The following is a 21,526-nucleotide window of genomic DNA, read 5'->3' on the forward strand; positions in this document are numbered from 1 at the left end:
CGCAGGGCATGTCAGCCCTCGCGCAGGCTGACCAGCGTCAGCCAGGGGCCGAAGCGGCGAATCTCCAGCGGCAGGGTTTCCTGCAGCGCGGCCAGGGCGTGCTCGGGGCGGTCCAGGGGGAAGACTCCCTGCACGCGCAGGCTGCGCGCACGCGGTTCGACGCGGACATAGCCGGGCAGGTACGGCCGCAAGGCATCGACCACGGCGTCCAGCGGCTCGTCGGTGACGCTGAGCTGACCGCGCAGCCAGTCGGCGCGGGACGCCTGGTCCCGCAGCGGGCGGATGGAGCCTGCGTCGAGCAACGCGGCATCGCCTTCTGCGAGGTCGCGCCATTCGTCCAGGCTCGCCAGGCTGACCCTCACTGAATGCTCCAGCACCACCACGCGGGTGGCGTGTTCTTCCTGGCTGACCAGGAAGCGCGTGCCCAGCGCGCGGGCCTCACCCTGGGCGCTGCGGACGATCAACGGACGTTGCGCGTCCGGCGCCACCTGGATCACCAGTTCGCCCCGGCGCAGGAGGATCAGGCGCTGGTTCGCATCGAAGGAAAGGTCCACGGCGCTGCCGGCATTCAGGCTCAGGCGGCTGCCATCGTTCAGGTAGAAATCGCGGCGCTCACCCGTACCGGTACGCAGGTCGGCAAGCAGGTCACGCACCGGCGCGCTGCTGGCGGTCAGCCACAGCCCGCCACCCAGCAGGCCGAGGCCGGCCATGCTGCGTAGCAACTGGCGCCGCGTGCTGTGCTGGTGCAACAGCAGGTCGGCGGCGCCGGGCATGCGCCGCAGGTTGTCATAGGGCGCACCCAGGCCGCGTTGCAGCCGCGCCCAGGCGTCGGCATGGGCTGGATCGCTGTTCAGCCAGGCCTGCAGCTGGCGTTGCAGCCGCGCATCGGCATGACCCGAACGCAGCCGCACCATCCAGTCGATGGCCTGCTCGCCAGCGGTATCCAGCTGTACGTCGCTCATGGCACCAGCTCGTTGAGGTAGATCTGCCGCAGCGCCTGCTTCATGTAGCGGCCCACGGTGCGTTCGCTGACATCCAGGCGCCGGCCGATCTCGGCGTAGCCCAGGCCGTCGAGCTGGCTGAGCAGGAAGGCGCGGCGGACCACCTGCGGCAGGCCGTCCAGGGTGCGGTCCACCAGCAGCAAGGCTTCGAGCATCAGCGCGCGGTCTTCCGGCGAGGGCTCCAGCGCTTCCGGCTGCAAGGCCAGGTAATCCAGGTAGGCGCGCTCCAGGCGGCGGCGCCGATGGCGGTCGTAGATCAGCCGGCGGGCGATGGTGGAGAGGTAGGCGCGCGGCTGCTCGATGGTCTGCGGGTCCACGCGGGCGGCGAGCATCTGGCAGAACGCCTCGGCGGCGGTGTCCTCGCTGTCGGCGCGGTTTTCCAGGTAGCGCTGCACGTGCTGCAGCAGCCAGCGGTGGTGGTCGCTGAAGAAGAACCCCAGCTTGCTGGAAAGTGAGCCGGTCACGGAGACCATCCCTGGAAGTTAAATAAGAATGCTTCGCATTATACATTTTCATGAAGAGACGGCAATTCGCCGCTACCGGCAATTTGCTGCACTTGTGCCCATCGTCTAGGGTCCAACAGGGGACACTCACTCACCGCGCGCCATGGAGCGCGCCTGGGAGCACGCGATGTCGAATCACCACACCTACAAGAAGATCGAGCTGGTCGGCTCCTCGCGCACCAGCATCGAGGACGCGATCAACAACGCCCTGGCCGAAGCGGCCAAGAGCATCGATTTCCTGGAATGGTTCGAGGTGGTGGACACCCGTGGGCACATCGAGAACGGCGCGGTGGGCCACTACCAGGTGACCATCAAGGTCGGTTTCAGGATTGCCAACAGCTAGGTCTTTTTTGCCACGCGGCTTTTTTGTAACGCGCTTCGGCCATGCTGGTGCGGCGCGTGGATGTGCGCACCGGGGTATCCCGGTTTTCCGGCCCGTTCGGGCCTTTTCCTGTGAACGACGAGGGAGCGTTACCGATGAAGAAGTTCCTGATCGCTGTGGGGGTTTTCGCCCTGGCCGGCAACGTAATGGCCGCCGGCAAGCCGTGCGAAGAGCTGAAATCGGAGATCGAGGCGAAGATCAAGGCCAAAGGCGTCGCCTCGTTCAACCTGGAGATCGTCGACAAGGGCAGCGCAGGCGGCAAGCAAGTCGTCGGCACCTGTGAAGGCGGCACCAAGGAAATCGTCTATTCGAAGTGATTCCCGGCGAACGCCGGCAGGCCGGGCACCCGCGAGGGGCCCGGCCTTTTTCATGGTTGCAATTCGGCTGGACCGCTCCTGCACGGACGGACGCCGCGCGCGAAAAGCTGAACCCTCCCGGCCTGCGCAGCCTCGAACGTCCTGACAGCAACCCACGCGGAGGACGCGACATGAAAAAATCGGCATCGGCTCACTGGCAGGGTGGCCTGAAGGATGGCAAGGGCACGATTTCCACTGAAAGTGGCGCGCTGAAGGAACAGCCCTACGGCTTCAACACGCGCTTCGAGGACAAGCCGGGTACCAACCCCGAGGAGCTGATCGGCGCGGCCCACGCCGGCTGCTTCTCCATGGCGCTGTCGATGATGCTGGGCGAGGAAGGCCTGACCGCCGAAAGCATCGACACGAAGGCCGAAGTCAGCCTGGAAAAACTCACCGATGGCTTCACCATCACTGCCGTGCACCTGACCCTGAAGGCCAAGGTGCCGGGCACCGATGCGCAGACCTTCCAGGCCATCGCCGACAAGGCCAAGGCCGGCTGCCCGGTCTCGCGGGTGCTCAATGCGCGCATCACCCTCGACGCCAGCCTCGAATGAGCCCGCGCGGCACTCTGTCCTGCGATGGAGGTCCACCGTTAGGATAGGGTGCCCCGTCGTGGGGCTCTGACGAGGGAATGTGATGACGACGATGAAGTGGGCCGTGGCGACCGGTGCGGCGCTCCTGCTGGCGAGCGGCGCGAGTTGGGCGGCAGTGAAGCCCTGCGAGGAGCTCAAGGCCGAGATCGAGACCAAGATCCAGGCCGCAGGCGTGACGTCCTATACCCTGGAGATCGTGGACAAGGCCGAGGTGAAGGACCCGAACATGGTGGTTGGCACCTGCGACAGCGGTAAACGGCGGATCATCTATCAGAAGAACGACGGCTGAGTTTCCCCTTACGCCGTGTTTGATTTCCGCGTAGGAGCGGGCTCTATCCGCGATTGGCTTCCGGCGCGTGTGGGAAGCTTCGCGGACAAGGTCCGCTCCTACGAGATGCTTCTGCGTTTGGGTCGGCCCTCACCCTGACCCTCTCCCAGGGGGAGAGGGGACTGTCCTGAGCGAGCTGCTCATTCGGCGTTCGCCGGCTGATTCAGAAACATCCCCAAAGCGCCGAACGGCTCCCTCTCCCCTTGGGAGAGGGCTGGGGTGAGGGGAAAGCATCGGCACGGGCTTCCCAAGAAAGACAGTCGCTCCCACGAAGCCTGCGATTCCGCTAGAACGGCCCGCAACTCACCGCGCCCTGGAAATCCGTTTTCGCCACCAGCGTGCCGTTGGCGTCGGTCAGCAGCGCCAGGGCGCTGCGTAGCTGCGGGCGCAGTTCCAGTTGGTAGCGCTGGCCAGCGGCGAAGTCGTCGTAGGTCACCTTGACCCGGCAGGTCAGCTCCGAAGGGTCGCTCATCGCGCCCATGCCGCCGCCGCTGGGAATCTCGTACTGGAAGCGCACCACCAGCTCATGCCGGCCCGGCGTCACCTGGTAGAAGCGGCCGTCGTTCACTGGCTTGCCGTCCAGGCGCTCGGCCATCAGGGTCTTGCCCGGCGTGGTGTAGAGATCGACCCACGCCATCTGCGGATCGTGGGGAGGCAGCGGGCTGGCGCAGCCGCCCAGCAGGGCGAGCGTCAGCAGCAGGTAGCGCGGGCGCATGGGGATCCACCGTGAGTGAGTTCACTCCACAGCATAAACCCCGCGACGTCAGGCGTGGTCGCAACCCCGTTCGCGGCCACGGGCGATCTCGCCGCCCTGGGCGTTGTAGAGCTTGGCCCAGGGGCGGAAGCCGATGCTGCCGGTCTCCAGGCGGTAGCGCTGGCCGGCGCTGAAATCCTTGTACTGCACCGTCATCTCGCAATCGCGCCACAGCGCCTCGTCCACCGGGCCGATGTCCACCGGCTCGACCTGGAACTGGAAGCGCACGCGCAACTCGTGGGAGCCGGGGTCGACTTCGAAGTAGCGCGTGCTGGACCAGTCCTTGCTGTCCACCTGCATCGCCGCCAGGTCGCTCTGGCTATTGGTGTCCAGGTCGACCCAGGCGCGGTTCGGGTCCGGCTGGGGCATCAGCATGGAACAGCCGCTCAGGGCGAGTAGTCCGGCAGGAATGAGGAGGGTGCGCATCGGTGTGGCTCCTGGTCAGAAAGGGGCGGCAGCGGGCGGACCAGGCGCTGTGCTATGTTCCGCGCATGCCCTTCCGCCTTCTTATCCCGACACTCGACCGCCGCCTGTGCCGCTGGGTTCCCTGCCTGGCCATCTGGGCGCTGAGCGGTTGTTCCACGGTGGGTTACTACGGCCAGTTGGCGAACGGCCAGTTGCGCCTGCTCGCCGCCCGCGAACCGGTGGCCGAGGTGGTCGCCGACCCGAGCCGCGACCCCGCGCTGCGCCAGCGTCTGGAGCTGTCCCAGGAGGCCCGTGACTTCGCCAGCGCCGAGCTGGGCCTGCCGGACAACCAGAGCTATCGCCTCTACGCCGATATCCACCGGCCCAACGTGGTGTGGAACGTCTTCGCCACGCCGGAGCTGTCACTGCAGCCGCTGACCCACTGCTTCCCCATTGCCGGTTGTGTGGCCTATCGCGGCTACTACGGCGCCGAGGGCGCGCAGGCCGAAGCCAACCGCCTGAAGGGCGAGGGACTGGACGTCTACATCGGCGGCGTCGAGGCCTACTCGACCCTGGGCTGGTTCAACGACCCGATCCTCAGCAGCATGATGCGCTGGGGCGACCAGCGCCTGGCGGAAACCATCTTCCACGAGCTGGCGCACCAGAAGTTCTACCTGCCCGGTGACACCGCCTTCAACGAATCCTACGCCTCGTTCGTCGAGGAAGAAGGTGGCCGCCGCTGGCGCGCTGCGCGGAACCTGCCGGATGAATCGCCGCTGCTGGATGAGCAGCGCAAGCGCTTCACGCAGTTGGTGCTCGATACCCGCGAGCGTTTGCACGCGCTGTACGTCAGCCCACGCAGTGACGCGGAAAAGCGCGCCGGCAAGGCCGCCGAGTTCGAGCGTCTGCGCCACGACTATGCACAGATGCGTGATCAGGATTGGGGCGGCAAGGCGCCGTTCGACGCCTGGGTCAACGGCCCGATGAACAACGCCAAGCTGCTGCCCTTCGGGCTGTATGACCAGTGGGTACCGGCGTTTGCGACGTTGTTCAGGCAGGTCGGCGGAAATTGGCCAGCGTTCTATGCGCGGGTGGAGAAGCTCGGGGCCCTGCCGGCGGATGAGCGCAAGGCGGCGTTGGAAAAGCTGAAGGCCGGGGCGTTCGTCAGCTTTCGGTGAGTGGCTTTTGTAGGAGCGGAGCTTCTCCGCGAGCAACGGCGTGTGTGGATGGATTCGCGGACAAGGTCCGCTCCTACACGCGGGATTCTTCCCTCACCCCAGCCCTGGCAGCGCGCCCCGCTCCAGAGGGAGAGGGGGTCGTTCTGCGTAGATGGAAATGACTGAGCTCGCCGGCGGGCATCGAGGTGTCAGAGCGCTCCGGACAGTCCCCTCTCCCTTCGGGAGAGGGTTAGGCTGAGGGGCTCTTGAGCGACCGCACTGTCGCCCTCAGACCCGCTCCACCCCCGGCATCTTCCACGTCCCGCCCACTACCTGCTGCTCCGGCCCGTAGATCCGCAGGATGACGTTGAACGGCCCCTGCTTCGTCGACGGCAGCCAGTTCGCCTCCAGCGCCTTGCCCGGAGAATCCGCCTGGATGTACAGCGTCACCCCGCCATCGGCGTCGCGGACAAGGTGATCGCGGCTGCTCAGGCAGTAGCGCTGGATCGGGTTGTCCACCAGCTGCCGGTCCGGCAGGTCGTAGAGGGTGATCGACCAGAATTCCTTCGCTGGCGGCAACGCGTCGGCCGGGAAGTGCAGGCGGTAACGCTGGCCGCCCACCAGTGGTTGCTGGCTGATGTCGCTGCGCGTGCCGAAGTAGATCGCCTCCTCCACGCTGTTGCCATAGATGCCGCTGGCCGCCGCCGCGGCGCGGCTGAGGTAGTCGTTGTGCATCGCCGCGCGGGTGCCGAACAGGCCGGCGGAGGAACGCAGCGTCGCCACCTTCGCCTTCAGTTCCGCCACGCCCTGCTGGATGCCGGCGCCCAGCGCCGTGCGTTGCGCGGGCGAGAGGGCGGCTGGGTTGAAGGTCAGTCCGGCGCCGATGCCGACCTGGGCGAAGCGCTTGCGCAGTTCGACCTCGCTCGGGTCCACCGGGCAGAAGGCGAGGATCTGGTTCAGGTGCGGGATAAAGCCCGGTCCCAGGTCGCGGGGAAATTCCCACGGCAGCCACTGCACCGCCGGCGCGGCCGCTGGTGCCGCGCTGCCGGCGAACTCGTGCAGCGGGCGCAATCGGTACTGCTGCTGCAATTCGCGTACGGCCGGCAAGTCGTTGGCATCGCGCAGGCCGGTGCGGCCCAGGACCATGGCGATCTGCGTTTCGCTGCGCAGCACCTGGCGGATGCCGGCGGGCGTCTTGCCTTTCCAGTCCGGCCCGGCGATCAGATAGTCACCGGCTTCGCGGCCGGTGCTGAGCACGCCCACATAGCCGAAGTTGAAGGTGTACTGGTCCACGAGCTGGTGCACGTAGTAGCGGTCCTCGGCCACCGCCGGGACGCTCAGCACCCAGGGCTCGGCGCGCAGGTCGAGCCAGGCCCAGGAGTAGGGCGTGTCGTTGTTCGGCGTGACGATGTCGCGGTTCTTCGGCGTGAACAGTTCGCTGTAGTGGCGGAACACGCCGAAGCCGCCGACGTACTCCGGCGATTTCGCATCGAGCGCCTGCTTCTGCATCGTCTGGTAGTGCATCAGCATCGGGTAGGCGTAGAGCCACGCCTGGCGGACGGTTTCCTGGTCGGTTGTTTCCTGGGGCATGGCAGGGTCACTCGCCTGGGATGCGGAAGCCGCGAGCAGCCAGTTGGGAAGCGCCAGGCCGAAGCCGAGCGCACCGCTGGCGCCGATGAGACGGCGGCGGGTCAGGGTCGGGTTCATGGCTTACTCCTTGGTGGCGATCGGCTGGGTGCCGACGGGCTGGACGGCCGGCGGCTGGTATTCGCCCTTGAGCGCTTTTTCCTGCGGCAGGTACATGCGCAGGATCAGGTTGAACGGCCCCGGCGGCGCCGGCAGCCAGTTGTCGGTACCGGCCGGCTGGGCATGCTGGATGGTCAGGGTCAGGCCGCCATCGGCGTCCTTCTTCAGGTCGCTGGCGCTGTTGATGGCGTAGCGGTTGAGCGGGTTCGCCGCGAGCATCTGGGTCTTGCCGTCGTAGAGCGTGACGGACCAGAAGGCATCCACCGGCGGCAGCTGGCCGGGGGCGAAGTGCAGGCTGTAGGCGCGGCTGCCGTCCAGTGCCTGCCCGGTAGCGTCGACGCGGGTGAGCGGGTACATCGCCTCGGCGGGGTCGTTGGCGTAGATGTACCTCCAGGCGACCGCCGCGCGCGTCAGGTCGTCGTTGCCGTAGTGGCCGATATTGGTCGGCGAATTCTGCCAGCCGTTCACCGGCGCGGCGAAGCGCTCGGTGGCGGCGAGGATCTTCTCGCGGCCGTCCTGGGCGCCCTGCTCCACCGCCTGGGCGATGTCCGCAGGCAGCTGCTTCGCGTCGAAGGGTTTGCCGGTGCCCACGCCGATCTGCGCGAACTGCTTCAGCCGCTCCTGTTCTTCCGGAGTCCAGGCGTGCCAGGCCGACAGGCCGTTGAAGTCGATGAAGGCGTTTTCCGCCGGGCCTTCCTTGGTCGGCAGGTATTCCGGCACGTCCATCTTGTGCGGCAGCAGTGTCGGCTTGGTGCTGCGCAGCTTGTAGCCGTCCATCACGGCCTTCGCCGCGTCGAGGTCGGCTTCGCCATCGACCGCGGTGCGGCCGAGCAGGAAGACGATGCGGCTGGGCGAACGGATCACCTGGCCCGTGAAGTCTTCGGGCACCTGGCCATCCCAGTCGGGACCGGCGATCAGGAAACTGCCCGCCGCGCGCCCGGTGGCGCGGGTGCCGATGTAGTCGAGGTTGTTGGTGCGCATGTCGATCAGCTGGAAGCTGTAGTAGCGCTGCGGCACGGCCGGCACGTCGAGGACCACCGGGTGCTCGCGCAGGTCGAGCAGCGCGTAGGAGTAGAGCGTGTCGTTGTTCGGCGAGACCACGGTGCGGTCTTCCGGGCCGAGCAGCGCGGTCTTGTTGTACAGGTAATTGACCGGCAGCTTGGCGGCGATGGCCTGCAGGGTCTTGCCGTGCTCGGCGGTGGCGAAGGCGAACAGATAGGCCTGCGAGGCCAGTTCGCGGGCTTGTTGCGGAGTCGGCCCGGCGGCCCAGGCGTGGCCGGCGAGCAGGGGCAGAAGGGCGAGCGCGGGCAGCCATGGGCGCATGACGTGTTCCTCGTTGTTTTTATGGATGCCCGACACCGTGGGTGCGCCGGCAGTGGGCATCACCGCAGAGTGCTTCACGCCGAGCTGCCGGCCGTAAGCGCCAGCGGACAGAAAACGATCATCGCCGCTGGCGGATCACTCCGCCCGATCGGGGCTGTGCAGCGGCAAGTCTAGTTGCACGCGGCGGCGCAGCCAGGGGCTGGGCCGGTAGCGCGCCTCGCCGTAGCAGGCCTGCAGGCCCTGGAGGATGGTGAGGATGCGCGCCGCGCCGTAGTGCTCGCCGAAGGCCAGCGGGCCGAAGGGATAGCCCAGCGCCAGTTGCACCGCACGGTCGAGAGTCACCGGCGTGGCGATGCCACGCTGGGCGATCTCGCAGCCGAGGTTGACGATGCCGGCGATCACCCGCTGGCAGATGAAGCCGGGCGAATCGTTGATCACTTCCACCGGCACCCCGTCGCTGCCCAGCGCCTGGCGTGCCTGGGCTTCGAGTTGCGGATCGAGCGCCGGCTGGCGCATCAGCACGCGGCGGCGGTCCAGCTCGGTGAAGGTTTCCAGCGCCAGGCTGCGTTCCGCCGGCAGGCCGAGGGCGTCGATGCGGGTGCTGGCATCCACGCCCAGCGGCGTGACCAGGCAGATGGCGCGGGATGACGGAGCCTCGCCGGTCTCCAGCACCACGCCGCCGAGGGTGAGGATCGCGGCGACGCGGTGGCGCAGCTCGGGGTCCTGGCTGTCGAGCCAGTACGGGCGATTGAGCAACACGGTGTCGTGCTGTTCTTCGGCTTCACGAACGGGCTGGCCGTCGCGATAGCGATAGAAGCCTTCGCCGCTCTTGCGCCCGAGCAGGCCGCCGGCGACACGTTGCGCGGCCAGCGGCGACGGGGTGTAGCGCGGGTCCTGGTAGAACTGCTGGTAGAGCGATTCCATCACCGCGTGGGAAACGTCCAGGCCGGTCAGGTCGAGCAGCTCGAAGGGCCCCATGCGAAAGCCCACGCCATCGCGCAGGATGCGGTCGATCTGCGCGGGGCTGGCGATGCCTTCGCCGAGGATGCGCAGCGCTTCGGTGCTGAAGGCGCGGCCGGCGTGGTTGACGATGAAGCCGGGGCTGTCCGGCGACACCGCCGGGAAGTGCCCGGCCTGCTCCGCCAGCCGACTCAGGCGACGCACCACCGACTCGTCGGTGCGCTGGCCGCGCACCACTTCGACGATGCGCATCAGCGTCACCGGGTTGAAGAAATGAAAGCCCGCGACCCGTTCCGGATGCCGGCAGCGCGCGGCGATGCGGGTGACCGACAGCGACGAGGTGTTGCTGGCGAGCACGGCGTCTGGCGCTACGCGTTTTTCCAGCTCCGCCAGCAACGCCTGCTTGGCCCCGAGGTCCTCGATGATGGCCTCGATCAACAGGTCGCAGTCGGCCAGCTCATCGAGGCTGTGGGTCGGCAGCAGGCGCTGCATCGTCGCCGCCAGCGCCTCCGGGCTGAGCTTGCCCTTGGCCACCGCGCGCTCCAGCAGCTCGCGGTTGAAGCCCAGGGCCTGCTCCACGGTCTGCGGGTTGCTGTCGTACAGGCGCACCGGCAGGCCGGCGCCGGCGAACAGCTGGGCGATGCCACGGCCCATGGCGCCGGCGCCGACGACGCCGATACGGTTGAAGGACTCGGTCATGCGGCGGGTCTCGTCGTGCGAACCTGCTTCAACCATAGACGTTGTGCTCACGCGGTGGTCCTTTTCGCCAGCTCCAGGTCGCGCAGCTGACGGCGCAGCAACTTGCCGACGCTGGTCTTGGGCAGCTCGTCGAGTACCTCGACGAAGCTCGGCACCTTGTAGCCGGTGAGGTGCTCGCGGCAGTGGGCGATGATCTGCGCCGGCGCCAGCGACTCATCCTTGAGGCTGACGAACAGTTTCACCGACTCGCCCTTGCGCTCGTCCGGCACGCCGATGGCCACGCACTCGCGCACGCCGGGGTGGCGCATCACGGCGTCTTCCACCTCGTTGGGGAACACGTTGAAGCCCGACACCAGGATCATGTCCTTCTTGCGGTCGACGATCTTCAGCATGCCATTGGCGTCCAGTTCGGCGATGTCGCCGGTCTTCAGCCAGCCGTCCGCGGTCAGCCCCTGGGCGCTTTCCTCCGGGCGCTGCCAGTAGCCCTGCATCACCTGCGGGCCGCGCAGCCACAGCTCGCCGGGCTGGTCCGGGCCGCTGTCGTTGCCCTCCTCGTCCACGGTGCGCAGCTCGGTATCCACCAGCGCCTGGCCGACGTAGCCCTCGCGATACGGGCTGTGCAGCGTGCCGGTCGAGACCACGGGCGACGCCTCGGTGAGCCCGAAACCTTCGCGCACCGGCGCGCCGGTCGCGGCCTCCCAGCGCCGGCCCACTTCGCGGTTCAGCGGCGCACCGCCGGAGGTCACCCACTTCAGGTGGCTGAAGTCGATGCCGGGGAAATCCGGGTGGTTCATCAGGCCGACGAACAGGGTGTTGATCCCGCTCATCAGGGTGAAGGGGTAGCGGCGCATGGCGCCGATGATCTCGTCGAGGTTGCGGCCGTCGCGGATGAACACCGTGTGCAGGCCCATCCCCACCGAGGACAGCAGGTTCGTCGAGAACGCCATGATGTGGTACAGCGGCAGCGGCGCGATGCGCACGTCGGTGGCGGGCTCCAGCAGGCCGGGGCGCAGGAACAGTTCCAGGGTCTGCACGACGTTGGCGATCAGGCTGCGGTGGCTGAGCATCGCGCCCTTGGAGACGCCGGTGGTGCCGCCGGTGTATTGCAGCAGTGCGAGGCGATCCAGCCCCGGCTCGATTTGCACCTGCGGCGCCTCGGCGCCCAGGCGCAGGGCCTGCTGGAAGCGCGTGCAGTCGGCTTCGTCGCTGTCGAACTGCGGGCGCTCCATGTCGTCGATGGAGGTCAGCAGGATCTGCCGCACCTCGCTGTGCGCCTGTACGCCGCGCAGCAGCGGCAGCAGGCGGTCGAGCAGCAATACGGCGCTGGCGCCGGAGTCGGCCAACTGGTGGCGCAGCTCGCTGGCGGTGTACTGCGGATTGGTGTTCACCAGCACCACGCCGGCCTTCAGCGCGCCGAAGGTGGCGATGGGGTACTGCAGGGAGTTGGGCAGCATCAGCGCCAGGCGATCGCCGGGTTGCAGGCCGGCGTGATGGCGCAGGTAGCGGGCGAAGGCGTCGGCCCGACGGTCCAGTTCGGCGAAGGTGAGATGGCTGTCGCCGCAGGAGAACGCGTGGCGTTCGGGGAACTCGCGGCAGGCACGTTGCAGCAGGTCGTACAGGTTCTGGTAGGCGTGGCGGGCGATCTCGCTGGCCACGTATCCGGTCGCAATGGCAGGCATCGACTTCTCCGTACTTTTTCTCTGAGCTTCGAATTGTTGTTCTGCACAGTGAAACAGCGTGTCGAAATTGATGGTATGCGATAGGCTTGCCTGGCGCAACGAGCAGGCCCGGACCGCTACGGGGAATGCGGTCGATCTGCTATCGTTCGCCCGCGCCGCGCGCGGCGCTCGCCCACCCGAATACCCCGCCGAGGCCCCATGAGCGACGACGTCGAAGACAGCAGCAACCCCAAGGACCGCAAGTACGTCGAGGCGCTCGCCCGCGGACTGGACGTGCTGCGTGCCTTCACCCACGGCTCGGTGGTGCTCGGCAACCAGGAAATCTCGCGGATCACCGGCCTGCCCAAGGCAACGGTGTCGCGCATGACCTACACCCTGACCCAGCTGGGCTACCTCTGCTACTCGCAGCAGCACGAGAAGTACCAGCTCGATTCCGGCGTGCTGGCGCTGGGCTACGCGTATGTTTCCAACCTGCGCGTGCGCCAGCTGGCCAAGCCATACATGGACGCCTTCGCCCGTCGCACAAACACCACGGTGGGACTGACCTGCCGTGACTGGCTGTCGATGATCTACGTGGAAAACTGCCGCCCGCCGGAAGCGACGTCCCTGCGCATGGACGCCGGCGTGCGCCTGCCGCTGGCCACTACCGCTGCCGGCCGCGCGTACCTCGCTGCCACTCCGCAGCAGGAGCGCGAGCACTTGTTGTCGGCGCTGCGGGAGCGTCACGAAGGGGATTGGTCGGTGATGCGTGCTTCCCTCGATGCTTCCTTCGAGGAGTATTACGAGCATGGCTTCTGCCTGTCGCTGGGCGACTGGGACCGCAACGTGCGCGCAGCGGGCGTACCGCTGCGCCTGGCCGACGGCGGGCTGATGGCGCTGACCTGCGGGGCGCCGTCGTTCCAGCTCAGCGAAGAGACGCTGCGCGGGTCGCTGGCCCATGAGCTGGAGATTCTGGCGCGGGATATCGAGAGCCTTGGGGCCTGATTTTCTTCCTTGCAGTTCCTCTGCCATTCCGTCCCCTCACCCCAGCCCTCTCCCCGAGGAGAGGGAGCCGTTCGGTGCCGGTGGAAGCAATGGAGTCTGCCGGCGAGCGCCTGACTTTACGGGTACTCCGGACTGTCCCCTCTCCCTTTGGGAGAGGGGGTCGATTGGCGTGTTCGGAAATGACGTGGCTAGCCGGCGAGCGCCGGCCTATCCGTGAGCTCAGAACAGTCCCCTCTCCCAGAAGGGAGAGAGAGCCGATTGGCGTGTTCGGAAATGACGTAGCTAGCCGGCGAGCGCCGGCCTATCCGTGAGCTCAGAACAGTCCCCTCTTCCAGAAGGGAGAGAGAGCCGATTGGCGTGTTCGGAAATGACGTAGCTAGCCGGCGAGCGCCGGCCTATCCGCGAGCTCAGAACAGTCCCCTCTCCCTTCAGGGAGAGGGTTAGGGAGAGGGTGCATCCGCCCGTCCCCCAACCTTCCCGCAGGAGCGGCCGATCACGCGACCTCCATCAACTCCGCATAAACCTTCAGGTGATGATCGTCATCGCCCAACTGGTGGCTGAGCATCACCAACCGCTTGGCGTGGTGCGCCAGCACGTATTCCCAGGTCATGCCGATGCCGCCGTGCAGCTGGATCGCCTGCTCGGCGACGTAGCGCGCCGCGCGGGTGACGATGAACTTGGCCGCCGCCAGGGTGCGGCTGCGCTCGGCGTTGTCGGGCTGGTCGGCGACGCAGGCGGCGAGGATCGCCATGCTGGTGGCCTGTTCCAGCTCGCTGCGCATGTCCACCATGCGGTGCTGCAGCACCTGGAACTTGCCGATGGGGATGCCGAACTGCTTGCGCGTCTTCAGGTAGTCCAGGGTCAGCGCGCAGGCTTCCTGCAGGCTGCCGAGGGCTTCGGCGCATTGCCCGGCGATGGCGCGGCCCTGCTGATAACGCAGCGCCGCTAGCGCGTCACCCGGCGTGCCGATGGCTTCGCCGAGGGCGCCGTCGAGGAACAGCTCGCAGGCGCGCTGGCCGTCCACGGTCGGATAGTCACGGCGAGTGACGCCGGCCTGCTGCGGGTCGACCAGGAACAGGCCGATGCCCGCCTCGTCCCGCGCATTGCCGGACACCCGCGCCGACACGAGGATCGCCTTGGCGCTCTGTCCGCCGATCACCACCGCCTTGCGGCCGCTCAGTTTCCAGCCTGCGCCGGTTTGTTCCGCGCGGGTCTGCACGTCGTGCAGCTGGTAGTGGCTTTGCGGCTCTTCCAGCGCGACGGCCAATTGCGCCTCGCCGCTGGCGATGCGCGGTAGCCAGTGATCCTTCTGCGGGTCGCTGCCCAGCTGGGCGATCAATCCGCCTGCGTGCACCACCGATTGCAGGTAGGGCTCCAGGCACAGGCCGCGGCCCAGCTCGGTGAGTACCAGCATGCTCTCGACGCCGCCGCCGAAGCCGCCGTGGCTTTCCGGCAGCGACACCGAAGTCAGCCCCAGCTCGCCGAGCTGGCGCCAGAATTCGACGCTGTAGCCCAGCTCGCTCTGGCTGAAGCCTTCGCGCTTGTCGAATGGATAGGCATCGCGCACCAGACGCGCCGCGGTGTCCTGCAGCATCTGCTGCTCTTCGCTCAGTTTGAAGTCCATGCTCGGTGCCTCACAGTTCGAGAATCATCTTGGAGACGATGTTCTTCTGGATTTCGTTGGAGCCGCCGAAGATCGACAGCTTGCGCAGGTTGAAGTACTGGCTGGCGGGCGCCGCCGAATAGTCCGCGTGCAGCGGCTCGGCGCCCAGCTCGAATTCGTCTTCGATGAAGGGCAGCGCGTAGGGGCCGAGCACCTTGCGCAGCAGGTGGCTGATCGCCTGGCGGATTTCGGTGCCCTTCACTTTCAGGATCGAACTTTCCGCCCCCGGCACACCGCCTTCGCGGGCGGCGGCGAGGATGCGCAGGGTGCTCATCTCGATGGCCATCAGCTGCATTTCCACCTCCGCCACCTGGGCGCGGAACAGCGGGTCTTCGAGCATCGGCTTGCCGTCGCACAGCTCACGGCTGGCCACGCTCTTGAGGTGCGCGAGCACCGCCTTGGACGCGCCAATGCCGGCGAGCCCGGTGCGCTCGTAGGTGAGCAGGTACTTGGCGCAGGTCCAGCCTTCGTTCTCGCGGCCGACGAGGTTTTCCACCGGCACGCGCACGTTGTCGAAGAAGACCTCGTTGACCTCGTGCTCGCCGTCCAGGGTGATGATCGGGCGCACGGTAATGCCCGGCGTCTGCATGTCGATCAGCAGGAAGCTGATGCCGCGCTGCTGCTGCGCTTCGGGGTCGGTGCGCACCAGGCAGAAGATCCAGTCGGCGTGCTGGCCGAGGGTGGTCCAGGTCTTCTGGCCGTTCACCACGTAATGGTCGCCGTCGCGCACGGCGCGGGTCTTCAGCGAAGCGAGGTCGGACCCGGCGCCCGGCTCGGAGTAGCCTTGGCACCACCAGTCGGTGCCGTCGAGGATGCGCGGCAGGTAGTGCGCCTGCTGCTCGGGCGTGCCGAACTTGATGATCACCGGGGCGACCATGTTGACGCCGAACGGCACGGTGCGCGGTGCGCCGAAGGCGGCGCATTCCTCCTCGAAGATGTGCTTCTGCACGGCGTTCCAGCCGGTGCCGCCGTACTCCTCGGGCCAGTGCGTGGCGTACCAGCCCTGCTCGGTCAACACGCGCTGCCAGCGCTGGTGGTCGCCCTTGTTCAGGTGCTTGCCCAGGCGCACTTTGGTGGCGATGTCCTTGGGCAACTTGGCTTCGAGGAAGGCGCGGACTTCATCGCGGAAGGCCAGTTCGTCGGGGGTGAAATGGATGTCCATGGCAGGTCCTCAGAGATCGGCGAAGCGGCGGCCTTCGGCCACCAGGCGTTCGAGTAGCGGCGCGGGTTTCCACCAGGCGCCAAGGCGCTGGTGGAACTCGCGGATTCGTTCGAGCACGTGGGCAAGGCCGACGCTGTCGGCATGGAACAGCGGGCCGCCGCGCCAGGTGGGGAAGCCGTAGCCGTTGAGGAAGATCACGTCGACGTCGCTGGCGCGCTGGGCGATGCCTTCGTCGAGGATGTTCGCCGCCTCGTTGATCAGCGCGTAGATGCAGCGCTCGACGATCTCCTCGTCGCTCACCGGTCCACGGGTGATGCCACGGTCGGCCGCGGCCTGCTCCAGCATGGCCGGCAGCGCCGGGTTGTCCTGCGGGGCGCGGCCGCCTTCGCCGTACTGGTAGAAGCCGGTGCCGGTCTTCTGCCCGAGCATCCCGGCGGCGATCAGGTGGTCGAGTACGGTGGGCAGGGTCTGGCCGGGTTTCAGGTTCGGTCGCTGGCGCGAGCGGATCGCGTGGCTGATATCCAGGCCGGACATATCGCGCACCGCCAGCGGCCCCATGGCCATGCCGAAGGCGCGCAGCGCACGGTCCACCTGCGCGGGTGTGGCGCCCTCCTCCAGCAGGAACTCAGCCTGGCGGCCGTACTGGAAGATCATGCGGTTGCCGACGAAGCCATCACACACGCCGACCACCACCGAGACTTTCTTCAGGCGCTTGCCCAGCTGCATTGCGGTGGCCAGCACGGCGTCCGAGGTGGCCTTGCCCCGCACCACTTCCAGCAGGCGCATGACGTTGGCCGGGCTGAAGAAGTGCAGGCCGACCACATCCTGCGGACGCTTCGTGAAGGCGGCGATTTCGTCGAGGTCCAGCGAGGAGGTATTGCTGGCAAGGATCGCGCCGGGCTTGCAGGCGGCGTCCAGTTGTTCGAAGACCTGGCGCTTCACGTCCACGCTTTCGAATACGGCTTCGACCACCACGTCCACGTTGCCCAGCGCGGCGTAATCGAGTACGCCACTGATCAGGCCCATGCGCCGCTCCATCTCTTCGGCACCCAGGCTGCCACGCGCCACACTGGCGGCGTACAGGCTGCGGGCGCGGTCGAGGCCGCGTTGCAGGGCTTCGTCGTTCACTTCCAGCAGCTTCACCGGGATGCCGGCGTTGGCGAAGCACAGGACGATGCCCACGCCCATGGTGCCGCCGCCGATCACTGCGGCGCTGCGCACCTCGCGCGGTTGAGTCTCGGGCGCGAGGCCTTCGACCTTGGCTGCTTCGCGCTCGGCGAAAAAGGCGTGGATCTGCGCGGCGCGCTGCGGCGATTCCATGCATTGCTGGAACAGCGCGCGCTCGCGGGCGAGACCCTCGCGCAGCGGTAATTGGGTGGCGGCTTCGACGGCGTCGATGCAGCGCTGCGGGGAGAACTGGCCGGGCAGGCGTTTCTGCACTTCTCCGCGCTTGTGGGCGATCAGTTCGGCGAGGCCGCTTTCCTGCACGCGCTCGTTGCGTTCGCCGGTGCGGCGCGGGCCCTTGCCGTCCGTCAGCAGGCGCTGGGCGAAGGCGAGGCCGGTTTCGCTCAGGTCGCCGTCGAACAGTTCGTCGACGACATTGAATTCGAGGGCTTCCGGCGCGCGGATCGGCGCGCCGCTGACGATCATGTCGAGGGCCTTTTCCACACCGGCCAGACGCGGTAGGCGCTGGGTGCCGCCGGCGCCGGGGAGCAGGCCGAGCTTCACTTCCGGCAGGCCGACCTGGGCATCGCGGCGGGCGATGCGGTAATGGCAGGACAACGCGACTTCCAGGCCGCCGCCCAGGGCGGTGCCGTGGATCACAGCGACACTGGGCTTGGTCGAGCCTTCGATGACCTCGACCACCTCCGGCAGCGAAGGCGCCTGCGGCGGTTTGCCGAATTCGCGGATATCGGCGCCGGCCATGAAGGTGCGCCCGGAACAGACCAGCACCACCGCGCGGACCTGCGGATCGGCCTCGGCCTGCTGGAAGGCGGCGAGTAGCCCGGCGCGGACAGCGTGTCCGAGGGCGTTCACCGGTGGGTTGTCGACCGTCACCAGGGCGATGTCACCCCGGCGTTCGAGCTGTACCGCTTCTGACATGCTGTGCTCCGTCTTTCTTTTGTTTTACGGAATCATGTTTCGCTGTGCAGAATACGGTGTTGATTTTTTCTTGTCGATAGGACGGTGATGGATGTTCTTGTAGGAGCGAGGGGGCGCCTAGCCCTTGCTCGCGAACCGTCCGGTACCGGAGTCGCCGGAAACCTCGTTCGCGAGCAAGCTCGCTCCTACAAGGGGGGAATTGTGCTCGGGCTTGCCCTCACCCCAGCCCTCTCCCGGAGGGAGAGGGAGCCGTTCGGTGCGCGGCTAGGTTTCGAAGTCACCGGCGAGCGCCGACCGAACAGCTCGCTCAGGACAGTCCCCTCTCCCTCTGGGAGAGGGTTAGGGTGAGGGAACGCACTTGCACCGATCCACCCTGCAGCACCCGCCGAAAAACAAAAACGCCCTCTCCAGATTCCGAAGAGGGCGCCTCAGCCCCAGCTACGCCCAGCCGGGACAAGGGAGCGGAGACCTTACTTCGCCCAGCGCCGCAGGTCCGACGGCGTGTAGTCACTCATCTTCGCCGTCTGCCCGGTCTTCAGCCCGCTGTTCTCCTCGTTCATCAGGCCGTTGACGAAGTAGCGCCCGCTGATCAGGTCGAACGCTCCCGCCAGCGCCTCGTAGGTGAACTGCTGGTCGTAGTACGGCATGGCGTGGGACTGGTAGTTGCGCCACAGCTCGCCACGGCTGTCGTAGAACTCGCCGAGGACGATGTTCCAGCTGTCCTCGTCGAGGTAATAGCGGCGCTTGCTGTAGATGTGCCGTGCGCCGGGTTTGAGGGTGGCTTCGACGACCCACACGCGGTGCTTCTCGAAGCGCGCCAGGTCCGGGTTGATGTGGTTGGTCTTGAGGATGTCGGCGTACTTCACCGAACGGTCGTACAGCTTGAAGCTGTTGTACGGCACAAACAGTTCCTGCTTGCCCACCAGTTTCCAGTCGTAGCGATCCGGTGCACCGTTGAAGCCATCGAGGCTGTCGGCGGTGATCATGCCGTCGCTGTAGCGCGCGCTGTTGTCATAGGCGATCAGCGGGGCGCGACGCACGCGGCGCTGGCCGGGAATGTACTGCCAGGCGGCGCGCGGTTCGGCGACCTGATCCATCGGCTCGTGGGACAGCACGGCTTCGCCGGACAGCCGCGCCGGTTCCAGCACGCGGGTCTTGAACAGGTAGAGGATGTTGGCGTCGGCCGGCAGGTCGGAAATCGTCTGGGCGTAGTTCATCTCGGTCTGCGAGCGCACCAGGCTGTAGACGCCGTTTTCCTTCACGTTGGCCGAGCTGAAGGTTCGCTCGATGCTGCCGCCACGGTAGCGGGTGATGTGGTTCCAGATCGCCTCGACGCCCTCCCTGGGCAGCGGGAACGGGACGCCCCGGTGGTAATTCAGCACGCCGTTGCCGCCGTCGGCGAGCTTGCTCTGCTCGGCGTTCCTGCGGGTCTCGGCGTTGATCTCGTCAGGCAGCCGTGCGCTGCGGTGGCTGGGGTAGACGTTGATCCTGTAGGTGTTGGGGTAGCGCTTGAGCATCGCCTGCTCGCCGGGGCTCAGCCATTGGCTGTACTGCGCGGCGTTGGCCGGGGTGATGCTGAACAGCGGCTTCTCGGCGGCGTAGGGGTTGGCGTAGCCGCCCTTGGCGTCGACCTGCCCGGCACTGGGTGCCAGGCCGCCGTCCCAGGCGGGGATGCTGCCGTCGGCGTTGGCGGCCTTCTCGGCGCCCACCGGGGTGAGTTTGCCGCCCAGGTCGGCTGCGGTGTCGGCGTGGGCGCCAACGGCCAGGCCCATGGCCAGCGCCAGGGCAGTGATTCGCATGAGTTGCATCGGCAGGTTCCTCAGAAGTCGACCTTGGCGCTGACGCTGTAGAAGTCGCGGTCGTCGAGCGTGCTGTACTTGTTGTTGCCGAAGAAGGCGTTGTAGCCGAACTCCAGGCTGTAATCGTTCAGGTAGTTGAAGGCCAGCGACAGACCGGCCGCCATCTGGCCTTCCTGGAACGGGCCGCCCGGATCGTAGGAGTAGCCCTCCACGTCATGGCGGAAGTTCACGCTGGGCAGCATGTTCACGCCCGGCAGCACGTCGCTGTATTCCAGGCCGGCGCGCAGGCGGTAGCCCCAGGACCAGGGCGTGGTGAAGCCCTCGTCGGTGCAGTAGCGGTTGGTCACGCCGGTGCTCGGCGCGTTGCAGGCGGCACCGTCCAGGCGCGCGCTGCGGCCGAAGGCGGCGTTGCGCCCCAGGCGTTCGTCGCCCAGGTCGCCGACATGCACCACGCCGGCCTCGCCCAGCAGGGTCAGGCGCGTGGCGCCGAGCACGTTGTCGATGATCTGGGTGGCCGAGGTGGTCATCTGCCACACCGGCTTGCGCACCCAGCCGTCCAGGCTCTGGCCGGTGGTGGTGGCGCTGGCCGGAATACCCTCGATGGCCGAGCTGCCGGACGGGCCGGTGATCATCGCCACGTTCATGTCGGGGCCGTTCAAGCCCACCGGCATGTTCGGCCGGTAGCTCAGTTCCGCCGCCAGCGAGGTGCCCCAGCCGGGGAGCGCGCCGTTGATGCTCAGGCCGTAGAGGTGGATGTTCTCCGGGAACGCAGCGGCGTACATCGGGCCCTGCACGCGGCCGATGGGGAAGTTGCCGGGCTTGCTGGCATCGCGCGCGGTCAGCTCCAGGTAGGGCAGGCGCGCGTGGTAGTTGACGTAGTAGAACGCCGCCTCGGCATCGTTCAGCGAGCTGATCAGGGTGCGCAGGGCGACGCCCCACTGGCCCTGGTCGGATGGGTCCTGGTCCTTGCCGTGGGCAGCGTACAGACCGCTGGCCTGCATCTGCGCGTCGGTCTGCACCTGGCTCAGGTACAGCGGTCCGCAGCCGGGCTGGATGGCGTCGCTGGTGGCGAAGAAGGTGCCGCAGCCATCGAGTACGCTGGGCCGCCAGTTGTACTGGTAGAAGCCCTCGAGGTTGACCTTGTCGCTCAGGCCGAGGTTGAACGACAGCATCTCCACCGGCAACTGGCCTTCCTTGATGTCCACGCCGGGCTTGTTGAAGGCGCTGTAGTCCAGCGGGTTGATCACGTTGATGCCGTTCTGGATCAGGATCGCCTCGCCCCAGGACAGCACCTGCTTGCCGAGCTTGAGGTTCAGCGGATGCTCGTCGACGTCGAAGTCCTTCCACACGTAGGCATCGAGGGTATCGAAGCCGTGGTAGCGCGCCAGGGTCGGCCAGCCGCTGTCGTCGAAGTCCTTGAAGCGTCCGTCACCGGTTTCGTAGGCGTGGTCGTACCAGTACTTGAAGCGAATGAAAGCGCCCTGCCCTTGGCCGTCCAGGCTGAAGTCGGTAAGGCCCTTGAACATCTGCGAGATCGGGTCGCCTTTCTTGAAGTTCAGGCGGTTGTCGTCGGCGCTGACGCTGGTGCCGTCGGCGTTATTGATGTGCTGGGCCTGCACCGCGTTGGCGTGGGTCATCAGGTGCCGGTCCGGGTCCTGCGCCGACCAGCTGGCGCCCAGGCTCAGGGTGGTCTTGGTGGACAGGCTCCAGTCGTCATTCAGCTCGAAGGTGGTGGCCTGCGCGTGGCTGGCGCCGGTTACCGCGAGGCTCAGCAGGAGAGGTTGGGCAATGCAGCGTGGGCGCCGCCCCCGGCAGACGGGGGGAACGGCGGCCGGATGGATTCTTGTCATTATGGGCTCCGGGTATGAGGTACCGCGGGAGCACCATGACGGCGGCGGGCTTTTCAGCCACAAGCCGGGAGCGACAAAT

Annotated in this window: 19 protein-coding genes; 6 read left to right on the top strand and 13 right to left on the bottom strand. The window is 67.1% G+C overall.

From position 1 onward, the window contains the following. Nucleotides 1–11 precede the first annotated feature (11 nt). Together JVX91_RS05605 and JVX91_RS05610 are read right to left on the bottom strand one after the other, a co-directional pair. Nucleotides 12–962, bottom strand: coding sequence for a FecR family protein (locus JVX91_RS05605; RefSeq protein WP_205338374.1), 951 nt, complete (start codon nucleotides 960–962; stop codon nucleotides 12–14). Next, complete coding sequence (locus tag JVX91_RS05610; RefSeq protein WP_240201703.1) at nucleotides 959–1,465, bottom strand: sigma-70 family RNA polymerase sigma factor; 507 nt, start codon at nucleotides 1,463–1,465, stop codon at nucleotides 959–961. Before JVX91_RS05610 ends, JVX91_RS05605 begins: the two co-directional genes overlap by 4 nt. A 166-nt stretch (nucleotides 1,466–1,631) precedes the next feature. Here JVX91_RS05610 and JVX91_RS05615 point away from each other — a divergent pair, with 166 nt between their 5' ends. From JVX91_RS05615 to JVX91_RS05630, 4 genes are all read left to right on the top strand, one after another. Continuing rightward, complete coding sequence (locus JVX91_RS05615) at nucleotides 1,632–1,847, top strand: dodecin (RefSeq protein ID WP_017518905.1); 216 nt, start codon at nucleotides 1,632–1,634, stop codon at nucleotides 1,845–1,847. A 134-nt stretch (nucleotides 1,848–1,981) separates the two neighbouring features. Continuing rightward, on the top strand, nucleotides 1,982–2,203 hold the full coding sequence (locus tag JVX91_RS05620; RefSeq protein WP_205338376.1) for a DUF1161 domain-containing protein: 222 nt from the start codon (nucleotides 1,982–1,984) through the stop codon (nucleotides 2,201–2,203). A 170-nt stretch (nucleotides 2,204–2,373) separates the two neighbouring features. Next, entirely contained in the window at nucleotides 2,374–2,796 is a 423-nt protein-coding gene (locus JVX91_RS05625; RefSeq protein WP_205338377.1) for an OsmC family protein, read from the top strand. Between the two features lie 91 nt (nucleotides 2,797–2,887). Next, nucleotides 2,888–3,124: a DUF1161 domain-containing protein gene (locus tag JVX91_RS05630; RefSeq protein ID WP_205339938.1), complete on the top strand. Its 237-nt coding sequence runs from the start codon at nucleotides 2,888–2,890 to the stop codon at nucleotides 3,122–3,124. 325 nt (nucleotides 3,125–3,449) lie between these two features. Here JVX91_RS05630 and JVX91_RS05635 read toward each other — a convergent pair whose 3' ends face one another. Together JVX91_RS05635 and JVX91_RS05640 are read right to left on the bottom strand one after the other, a co-directional pair. Beyond that, complete coding sequence (locus JVX91_RS05635) at nucleotides 3,450–3,878, bottom strand: hypothetical protein (RefSeq protein ID WP_205338378.1); 429 nt, start codon at nucleotides 3,876–3,878, stop codon at nucleotides 3,450–3,452. Between the two features lie 48 nt (nucleotides 3,879–3,926). Continuing rightward, nucleotides 3,927–4,343: a hypothetical protein gene (locus tag JVX91_RS05640; RefSeq protein WP_205338379.1), complete on the bottom strand. Its 417-nt coding sequence runs from the start codon at nucleotides 4,341–4,343 to the stop codon at nucleotides 3,927–3,929. A 65-nt stretch (nucleotides 4,344–4,408) separates the two neighbouring features. Here JVX91_RS05640 and JVX91_RS05645 point away from each other — a divergent pair, with 65 nt between their 5' ends. Further along, a complete protein-coding gene (locus JVX91_RS05645) occupies nucleotides 4,409–5,500 on the top strand; it encodes an aminopeptidase (protein WP_205338380.1) in 1,092 nt (363 codons plus the stop codon). A gap of 267 nt (nucleotides 5,501–5,767) precedes the next feature. Here JVX91_RS05645 and JVX91_RS05650 read toward each other — a convergent pair whose 3' ends face one another. The 4 genes from JVX91_RS05650 to JVX91_RS05665 all read right to left on the bottom strand — a co-directional run bounded on the left by JVX91_RS05650 (nucleotide 5,768) and on the right by JVX91_RS05665 (nucleotide 11,886). Then, a complete protein-coding gene (locus JVX91_RS05650; RefSeq protein WP_205338381.1) occupies nucleotides 5,768–7,186 on the bottom strand; it encodes a DUF1254 domain-containing protein in 1,419 nt (472 codons plus the stop codon). Between the two features lie 3 nt (nucleotides 7,187–7,189). Further along, entirely contained in the window at nucleotides 7,190–8,548 is a 1,359-nt protein-coding gene (locus JVX91_RS05655) for a DUF1254 domain-containing protein (RefSeq protein ID WP_205338382.1), read from the bottom strand. A gap of 135 nt (nucleotides 8,549–8,683) precedes the next feature. After that, nucleotides 8,684–10,207, bottom strand: coding sequence for a 3-hydroxyacyl-CoA dehydrogenase (locus JVX91_RS05660; RefSeq protein ID WP_205339939.1), 1,524 nt, complete (start codon nucleotides 10,205–10,207; stop codon nucleotides 8,684–8,686). Between the two features lie 47 nt (nucleotides 10,208–10,254). Next, nucleotides 10,255–11,886, bottom strand: a complete 1,632-nt coding sequence (locus JVX91_RS05665) for a long-chain fatty acid--CoA ligase (protein ID WP_205338383.1) — start codon at nucleotides 11,884–11,886, stop codon at nucleotides 10,255–10,257. A 198-nt stretch (nucleotides 11,887–12,084) separates the two neighbouring features. Here JVX91_RS05665 and JVX91_RS05670 point away from each other — a divergent pair, with 198 nt between their 5' ends. Then, nucleotides 12,085–12,870 carry an IclR family transcriptional regulator gene (locus JVX91_RS05670; protein ID WP_205338384.1) on the top strand — a complete coding sequence of 262 codons (786 nt, stop codon included), beginning with the start codon at nucleotides 12,085–12,087 and terminating at the stop codon, nucleotides 12,868–12,870. A gap of 493 nt (nucleotides 12,871–13,363) precedes the next feature. Here JVX91_RS05670 and JVX91_RS05675 read toward each other — a convergent pair whose 3' ends face one another. From JVX91_RS05675 to JVX91_RS05695, 5 genes are all read right to left on the bottom strand, one after another. Beyond that, nucleotides 13,364–14,494, bottom strand: a complete 1,131-nt coding sequence (locus tag JVX91_RS05675) for an acyl-CoA dehydrogenase (RefSeq protein WP_205338385.1) — start codon at nucleotides 14,492–14,494, stop codon at nucleotides 13,364–13,366. A gap of 10 nt (nucleotides 14,495–14,504) precedes the next feature. After that, complete coding sequence (locus JVX91_RS05680) at nucleotides 14,505–15,695, bottom strand: acyl-CoA dehydrogenase family protein (RefSeq protein WP_205338386.1); 1,191 nt, start codon at nucleotides 15,693–15,695, stop codon at nucleotides 14,505–14,507. A 9-nt stretch (nucleotides 15,696–15,704) separates the two neighbouring features. After that, nucleotides 15,705–17,798, bottom strand: coding sequence for a 3-hydroxyacyl-CoA dehydrogenase NAD-binding domain-containing protein (locus JVX91_RS05685; protein WP_205338387.1), 2,094 nt, complete (start codon nucleotides 17,796–17,798; stop codon nucleotides 15,705–15,707). Nucleotides 17,799–18,268: 470 nt separating this feature from the next. Then, on the bottom strand, nucleotides 18,269–19,606 hold the full coding sequence (locus JVX91_RS05690) for a DUF1329 domain-containing protein (RefSeq protein ID WP_240201704.1): 1,338 nt from the start codon (nucleotides 19,604–19,606) through the stop codon (nucleotides 18,269–18,271). An 11-nt stretch (nucleotides 19,607–19,617) separates the two neighbouring features. Continuing rightward, nucleotides 19,618–21,447 (bottom strand): DUF1302 domain-containing protein, encoded by a 1,830-nt coding sequence (locus JVX91_RS05695; protein ID WP_240201705.1) that lies wholly within the window; start codon nucleotides 21,445–21,447, stop codon nucleotides 19,618–19,620. Nucleotides 21,448–21,526: the final 79 nt, after the last annotated feature.

The organism is Pseudomonas sp. PDNC002, from assembly GCF_016919445.1.
GTDB lineage: Bacteria > Pseudomonadota > Gammaproteobacteria > Pseudomonadales > Pseudomonadaceae > Pseudomonas.